This is a genomic window from Mesorhizobium amorphae (assembly GCF_014843845.1).
Classification (GTDB): domain Bacteria; phylum Pseudomonadota; class Alphaproteobacteria; order Rhizobiales; family Rhizobiaceae; genus Mesorhizobium; species Mesorhizobium amorphae_A.
In genome coordinates, this window is the sequence record NZ_JHQS01000047.1 from 1 (window position 1) to 6,395 (window position 6,395).

A 6,395-nucleotide genomic window follows, 5' to 3' on the forward strand; every position below is an offset into this window, starting at 1 on the left:
TCAGCGAAATGAAATCCCAGAAATTGTCATGCGCCGATTGCGCCTGCGGGAAGGCACGATCGGGCTCTTCCTTGACGGAATGGACTAGATCGGGAAACTTGATCGCGTCCTGGATGAAGAACACCGGGATGTTGTTGCCGACGATGTCCCAATTGCCTTCCTGTGTGTAGAGCTTGACCGCGAACCCCCGCACGTCGCGCGCCAGGTCGACCGAGCCTTTGCTGCCGGCGACCGTCGAAAACCGCACGAAGGCCGACGTCTTCTCGCCGGCGCGCTGGAAGATGTCGGCGCGAGTGTATTTGGCGAGCGACTCGTAGGTCTCGAAATAGCCATGCGCGCCGTAGCCGCGTGCATGCACGACGCGCTCGGGGATCCGCTCATGGTCGAAATGGAAAATCTTCTCGCGGAAATGAAAGTCTTCAAGGACCGTCGGCCCGCGCGCACCGATCTTCAGTGAGTTCTGATCATCCGAGACCGGCCCGCCCTGGGCGGTGGTGAGCGCAGGGACGGTGCCATGCGCAATTTGGTGCAACTCGCCCCCTTCGCCTCGAACCAGTTTCTGATCGTGGACTACAGCTTGATCGCTGGGGCGGCTTGAAGACTTGGCCATGGGTTGTTCCTTGGAGCGGTTGGTGGATGCACGCAGTCTTGGTGGCGACAACGCCACCAAGCCCCCCCGCCCTTCGGCGGCGGGGCTCTACGATTAGAGGCGACTGGCGTTGCGCGCTCTGTCGCGATTGTCGCGATCGATCTCACCTTTGGTGTAGTTGTCGGCATCGGCGTCGAATCCTGTCCAGCCGCCGGCTTCGTAGGCACTGCGACGGTCTTCCAGGTTGACCGACTTGGTCTGCCCGAGGATCCGCTCGGCATCGCCAGCAAGCGCGTCGTCGACCTTGGCCGTCACCAAGGTCCCACCGCGGCGCACGCCCTCTGCGTAGACATGGGCATCTTGTTCCGGGACGCCGGAATCCGTGAGTGCCCCGACAATCCCGCCAGCAGCCCCGCCCACGACCGCGCCGCCCAGGGCTCCGACGGCGGTGGCGGCTAGCCAACCTGCGGCCACAACCGGACCAACGCCCGGAATGGCCATGATACCGAGCCCGGTCAAAAGCCCGCCGGCACCGCCGACCACCGCACCGAGACCGGCGCCGCCGGCTGCATCGTCAGCGGCCGTGGAGTTGTCATTGTCATACCAATCGGTCGAGTTGCTGGCGACGATGCTGATATCGGAATGCGGAACGCCGCTGGCTTCCAGCTCGCCGACTGCATCGGAGGCGTCATCGTAACTGTCGAATAGTCCGGTTACTGTTTTCATGTCTTTGATCTCCTCGATCTCTGTTCAGTTGGTGCCGGCAACGACGTTGCCCTTGTAGTCCAGCGCCACGGTGGTGTTCTTGCCGTCCTTGTTGGCCTCACCGCGCCAGATGCCCAGGTCGTCCTTGGTCAGTTTCGACACTTCCGAGAAGCCGGCATCCTGAATGCGGCTTTTGGCCTGGTCCTCGGTGAAGCTGTTTGCGCCGGAGAGCGGAGGCGTCGGATCGGGTGCGTCACCAACCGTGACTGTCGGCGTCTCAGACTTCGTCGCTGACGTCTGGGTGCCCATGGTCGTCGCGATCTTCTCGATCATTTCCTGGTGCATCTTGAGGGTCGGGACGGTCTCCTGGGCGAACGTCTTCAGCTGCGCGTTGTCACCGTCCTTGGCGTAGCTTTCGAACAACTTGACCGCATCGGAATGCGCTTCGCGCTGTATCTGGACATAGGATCCGTCGACCGGGTCCTTGCTGTTTTGAAGGGTGTCAAGATCGGCCTTGTGCTTGGCATCCAGCTCCGTGGGCACCTTCAGCTTCTGTTCGCCGGCGATCGTCTCGAGCTTGGCGTTGGCCGCGCCATGATCGTCGATCATCTTCTGCGCGAAATCCTTGACGCTTTGATCCTGGGCTTTGCCCTCGGCGATCTTGCTCGAATCCACTTCGAACATACCCCCGGCGGTGGCTTTGTCGACAAAGTCTTGTGCACTGTCGGCGGCGAAGGCGGGCAGTGCAAAGGTCATGGCTGTAGCCGTGGCCAGCGAGGCCAAAAGTAGGCGGGTTTTCATGGAGAGGGTCCTTGTTGGGCACACATTTGTGCTGTGAGCCTAACAAGCACCGGAGGGGTTTGTTCCCGCAGCCGAGCTAATAAATTCAAGCAGGGCCGCCGGTTATCTCGCTTCGGGGATGAGAGCAACTGCGTGCGCCGCCATCGGCAAATAGCACCGTCCGCCCATGAGACTCGAGAAACGCTCGGGCTGGCCTGAAGACACCAACGCCGAAACTGAAGCACATCGAAAATCGGGCGTCGGAAGAGCCCGAAAGCAAGCCTCCCGCCTAGGTGGCCATCGTCTTCCCTATTTTGGCCTGAGCGCAGAGCGAGCGGAATTGCTCGACCTCAGCTTCGGTCAGGTGCTCGATGCCAATGAAGTCGTTCTTGCCACGGCCGGAGCGGATCAGTTCGTCGAGTTTGGCCTGGATGGCGGCGCCGTCCCGGTTCTGGGTATTCTGGATGAGGAAGACCATCAGGAATGTTATGATCGTCGTCCAGGTATTGATGACCAGCTGCCAGGTCTCGGAATAGTGGAACATCGGGCCCGCAGCGGCCCAGATCAGCACCGCTGTCAAGCAAAGCGCAAAGGCCCAAGGCCTGCCGGTGGCGCGAGCGACGGCGCCCGCCAGTCGGTTGAATGTCTTTTCCATGGGAATTTATCTCGGAGGGGAATCTAAGCCGCGATGCTCGATCATCGCGGCTCTAGGAAAGTGCCGGCTTGGGCAGGCGCTGCTCGCGCTTATGCGGCTTCGGCAGCGACGTTGACGGCCGACTCTGCGAGCTCGGTCAGCGCTGCATCTGTTTCCTTTTCTTCGGCCAGGGTGAGGTCGAGAAGGTTCACTGCCTCGGTCAGGCCGAGCTCGGAAGCCCAGGTCCGCAACGTGCCGTAGCGCGAAATCTCGTAGTGCTCGACGGCTTGTGCAGCGGCAAGCAAGCCGGCGTCGAGAGCCGCCGCTCCCTTATACTCTTCGATGATTTCGCTGCCTTCCTCGGTGATGCCCATGATAGCAGCGCAGGTCTTGCCAGCCGGCTTCTTGCCGATAACTTCGAAAACTTCTTCCAGCCGGGTAACATGATCCTTTGTCTGGCCGTGGTGTTTTTCGAAGGCTGCTTTCAGATTGGGGTTCTGCGCTGCCTTCGCCATCTTCGGCAGTGTCGCCAGAATCTTCTTCTCGGCAAAATAGATGTCCTTCAGCGTGCCGTGAAACAGGTCGTTCAGACCCTTCGTTGATGCCTTGGTTGTCGCCATGATTTTTTTTCCTTGGTTAGCGGAGGTTCGGCTCAACTCGCGTATTGAGGACAAGTTCCTGCGGCCGGCGAAAGAAAACCCTGCTTTCGCCCTCCGCCGACTGCTCACGATTCCGACAAGGTCAAAGGGTCTTGACCGCGTCAGAGCTGGAGGGAGGTTGCGGTTGCTATTAAGAGGATCGGTCATCGCCCGCTGGGGCTGCTCGAACGATGGGAACGATGGAGGAGACTCGTAGCCGGCTAGATGGTCGAGCGTGATGAGAGCGTCGCTTGGCTTTCCGTTCTTGACCAGACCTTGCTTGAGTGCAGCAATCCTGAAGGCCTCAAACGCCACGGTCGGCCGACACATCCCATCCTTAGCAGGTGCAACAAGACGTGCAGCGTGTTGATAGCTGGCCGAGCGCTTATCCGGCCAACACCCTTGCAGCGCCTCCTCTGCTTCGATGATCGATGAAACGATCATTGATCGTCCGCGTAAGAAAACAACTTCGACCGGAAGAAATTTACCCATAGCCTGTCGCCCATTTTTCAATGAACGGCGAAACGCACGATCGAACAATTAGTTGCTCAAGTAGACCGGACCTGACCTTTGGGCATTAGCGGAACCTAATGCTGGCCGCCGGCTTATGGCGAGATGAGCACCCGCGGCGTTAACTTCCTGCATAAGTGGATTTCGAACAATGTCCCTGAAACGGCCGGAGCCGACATGATCTCGGTCGCAGACCTGGCTCAAAAGCTTTTCGCGGACGCCCGATCCCTTGGCATTGGCAGCACCGAGATCGAGGAAGACACCGGGAGCGTCTATGAGACGATCCTGGACGCGATCGTTCACCATGACGCCGGAGCGACCGGCGCCGAAGGGCATGAAGCGACCGGCGATGCAAGCGGGTCAAGCCGGGGCTGATTGGCCGATTTGCGCCGCATCGCCCTGCAGGATTCGTCAAGACGACTCATCATGCCGGCTTAGATCGCGTGCCTCAGGGTAACGTAGACCATCGGTGCAACGATCAACCAAATAGCCATTCCGATAACCAGGGCAATTGCCAGGCGCTCTGTTCGCCTGACAGTTTCATCCACCTTATCGTCGTCCTCACTCGGAATCAGATCAAGCACCGAAAAATCTTCTGGGGCAGCATGATTGTCGTTTGCGGCTCGGCTTGCGACGTCATCTGCGCTCGGTCTGTTCTGGACAAAGGTCACGGTTCGCCTCGCTATTGCCGCTTGCCGCTGCTGGCACGCGATATTGAGTGCCCGCCATGTCGAGGGGGCTCGGACGTGACGGGCACTCAGTTGACCACCGATGGTGGACCTTTGCTCGGTAGGTTCCTCCCATGAACTGGTAGCGAGCAACGAATGCCGGCAATCGCGGTTCCGGCCGTCGCCCGTTCAGGGCCTCTTGCGCCTGACAAATGCCCAAAGGTCCCACACACATTCAGACCGAAGGCCCTGCCAGGGACGTTCGCAAATGCCTGGCGTTGGGGAGCTTCTGGCGTGAAGACGATGTCGTCTGGCGCAACTCATCCACTAGGAGGAAATTATGAGAATGCATTTCACCGCAGCCGCTGCGGGGTTTTTGCTGCTCGCCGGTATTGGTGCGGCCGCCGCAGATACCGTGATCATTCAGCCGGAACAGGAAACCGTCATCCGGGAGTATGTGAAGAAGCAGCCCCTGGCTTCAGTGACCCTGCCTGGCGTGGAGCTCAACATCGGCACGGCTCTGCCCGATACGGTCGAGCTGCGTGAAGTCCCCGACGTGCAATACCGCTACGTCGTAATCGACAACCGAACAGTCCTCGTGGATCCGGGCACGCGCAAGATCATCAAAGTTTACGAATGAGCCAAGCGCTTTAGCTGAAAGCCCGCCGCATCAGATGAGCGGCGGGCTTTCAAATTCGAACAACGAGGAGTCAAGTATGTCGAACCGTGAGATCGGGCATTCCCACACCTTGGGAAGGCGCGTAGCCGCCCTAAGAGCAAGGATGGAGGAAGCGCGGGTTACCGAACACGAAATGAAGACGTTCCTGAAAGTCGTAGCGGCGATGGAAGAGAGGCAAGGCCGAATTGAGGGCGACGACCTGATCGCCATATCTTTCGTTGCCGCAGCCGCGTAACCGGAAATCCAACGCGACCGGGCCCCTTTGCGGAGGTGGAGCGCTCTAGCCGATCCGCTTGATGCGGCCCCTGTCGAGGCGAAATACACCCGTTCTGACCGCCTTGCTTCTCAAAGTCGGTTTGTAGCCCATCCCAGGCGCCAAGATACCTGGGACCATTGGCCTGCACATCAGCCGGCTCGGGTGTGGTCCCGCATATATTAGCATCCTCTTGACGACCGGCCACAATGCCCCAGAATCCTATCCATGGCGCGGGAGCCCAACGGGCGCCCACCATCTCCTGAAATCGTCAAGCATGCCCGAACTGATGGGGCTACTTTGCGGGCGGCGCGTTCGGGTCTGGGCAATCAGGGTTTGACCATTCCTCACACGGGGAGGGCAGATCGCCAACGCTGCCATTACGTTCCACGAGTTTTGCGAATCCGTAGGCGAAGGCGAAAAGAAGCGCCAGGACAATCGCTATTCGGACGGCCATACGGGATTATAGCAGGATATCGCTTACGATTTGACCATCCGCAGGTAGAAGGCGAGCGCCTAGCGCGTCTTAGCGCCTCTTGTCCGGCGTCACGGCGTGGTTTGTGAAAACCAGGTTGCGGTCGTCGCGGCTTGCCTCGCGACAGGGCTGGCAATCGAGCACCTTGATCAGATCCCAGTGCCATGCAGCCGTAGTCGTCACCCAGACCACGGGCGAGTGTCGGCACGTCGAGGACGACATGACGTCGGCACGTAATACAGTCGACTGACAGGCCCGTGCCGATCGCGACTTTCTTGCCTCGACAAAGGGATATTTCATGGTCATGGGAAAGGCGATCTCCGTTGAGGGACTCGCCGCAACGGAGGATTATATTCCCGATATCGGTCGCGCTGGCAAGCACGTCGTGGACCCAATCCCCAGCCCTACTGCTGGGGGCTGCGTGGCGGCACCTGATCGAGGAGTGTGATCTCATCGGTCGCTGC

The 6,395-nt window shown here is 59.6% G+C and carries 9 protein-coding genes and 2 pseudogenes; 3 read left to right on the top strand and 8 right to left on the bottom strand.

What is annotated here, in order from left to right; all coding sequences use genetic code 11:
- From katE to DH08_RS36905, 6 genes and pseudogenes are all read right to left on the bottom strand, one after another.
- Positions 1-610: pseudogene (gene katE / locus DH08_RS18200) on the bottom strand (catalase); the annotation flags it as partial.
- 93 nt (positions 611-703) lie between these two features.
- Positions 704-1,315 (bottom strand): hypothetical protein, encoded by a 612-nt coding sequence (locus DH08_RS18205; RefSeq protein ID WP_192180645.1) that lies wholly within the window; start codon positions 1,313-1,315, stop codon positions 704-706.
- Positions 1,316-1,339: 24 nt separating this feature from the next.
- Entirely contained in the window at positions 1,340-2,095 is a 756-nt protein-coding gene (locus tag DH08_RS18210; protein ID WP_192180646.1) for a DUF4142 domain-containing protein, read from the bottom strand.
- Between the two features lie 268 nt (positions 2,096-2,363).
- Positions 2,364-2,729 carry a low affinity iron permease family protein gene (locus tag DH08_RS18215; protein ID WP_192180647.1) on the bottom strand — a complete coding sequence of 122 codons (366 nt, stop codon included), beginning with the start codon at positions 2,727-2,729 and terminating at the stop codon, positions 2,364-2,366.
- A gap of 89 nt (positions 2,730-2,818) precedes the next feature.
- The gene (locus DH08_RS36465) at positions 2,819-3,328 is read right to left on the bottom strand and encodes a YciE/YciF ferroxidase family protein (RefSeq protein ID WP_246800919.1); all 510 of its coding nucleotides are present in this window, start codon (positions 3,326-3,328) and stop codon (positions 2,819-2,821) included.
- 300 nt (positions 3,329-3,628) lie between these two features.
- A pseudogene (locus DH08_RS36905) lies at positions 3,629-3,838 on the bottom strand (DUF982 domain-containing protein); the annotation flags it as partial.
- Between the two features lie 123 nt (positions 3,839-3,961).
- On the opposite strand from DH08_RS36905, the gene DH08_RS18225 reads away from it, so the two are divergent.
- The gene (locus tag DH08_RS18225; RefSeq protein WP_192180649.1) at positions 3,962-4,231 is read left to right on the top strand and encodes a DUF768 domain-containing protein; all 270 of its coding nucleotides are present in this window, start codon (positions 3,962-3,964) and stop codon (positions 4,229-4,231) included.
- 59 nt (positions 4,232-4,290) lie between these two features.
- Here the strand turns inward: DH08_RS18225 and DH08_RS18230 are convergent, their stop codons facing one another.
- Positions 4,291-4,527 (bottom strand): hypothetical protein, encoded by a 237-nt coding sequence (locus DH08_RS18230; protein ID WP_192180650.1) that lies wholly within the window; start codon positions 4,525-4,527, stop codon positions 4,291-4,293.
- A 337-nt stretch (positions 4,528-4,864) separates the two neighbouring features.
- Here DH08_RS18230 and DH08_RS18235 point away from each other — a divergent pair, with 337 nt between their 5' ends.
- The gene (locus DH08_RS18235; RefSeq protein ID WP_192180651.1) at positions 4,865-5,164 is read left to right on the top strand and encodes a DUF1236 domain-containing protein; all 300 of its coding nucleotides are present in this window, start codon (positions 4,865-4,867) and stop codon (positions 5,162-5,164) included.
- A gap of 76 nt (positions 5,165-5,240) precedes the next feature.
- Complete coding sequence (locus DH08_RS18240) at positions 5,241-5,438, top strand: hypothetical protein (protein ID WP_120018495.1); 198 nt, start codon at positions 5,241-5,243, stop codon at positions 5,436-5,438.
- Positions 5,439-5,982: 544 nt separating this feature from the next.
- On the opposite strand, the gene DH08_RS18245 is transcribed toward DH08_RS18240, so the two are convergent.
- Complete coding sequence (locus DH08_RS18245; RefSeq protein ID WP_192180652.1) at positions 5,983-6,237, bottom strand: hypothetical protein; 255 nt, start codon at positions 6,235-6,237, stop codon at positions 5,983-5,985.
- Positions 6,238-6,395: the final 158 nt, after the last annotated feature.

Excerpts from the sequence above, each read along its gene's own strand:
- DH08_RS18205 (WP_192180645.1), bottom strand. The coding sequence starts at position 1,315 with ATGAAAACAGTAACCGGACTATTCGACAGTTACGATGACGCCTCCGAT.
- DH08_RS18245 (WP_192180652.1), bottom strand. The coding sequence starts at position 6,237 with ATGACCATGAAATATCCCTTTGTCGAGGCAAGAAAGTCGCGATCGGCA.
- DH08_RS18215 (WP_192180647.1), bottom strand. The coding sequence starts at position 2,729 with ATGGAAAAGACATTCAACCGACTGGCGGGCGCCGTCGCTCGCGCCACC.
- DH08_RS18210 (WP_192180646.1), bottom strand. The coding sequence starts at position 2,095 with ATGAAAACCCGCCTACTTTTGGCCTCGCTGGCCACGGCTACAGCCATG.
- DH08_RS36465 (WP_246800919.1), bottom strand. The coding sequence starts at position 3,328 with ATGGCGACAACCAAGGCATCAACGAAGGGTCTGAACGACCTGTTTCAC.
- DH08_RS18225 (WP_192180649.1), top strand. The coding sequence starts at position 3,962 with ATGAGCACCCGCGGCGTTAACTTCCTGCATAAGTGGATTTCGAACAAT.
- DH08_RS18235 (WP_192180651.1), top strand. The coding sequence starts at position 4,865 with ATGAGAATGCATTTCACCGCAGCCGCTGCGGGGTTTTTGCTGCTCGCC.
- DH08_RS18240 (WP_120018495.1), top strand. The coding sequence starts at position 5,241 with ATGTCGAACCGTGAGATCGGGCATTCCCACACCTTGGGAAGGCGCGTA.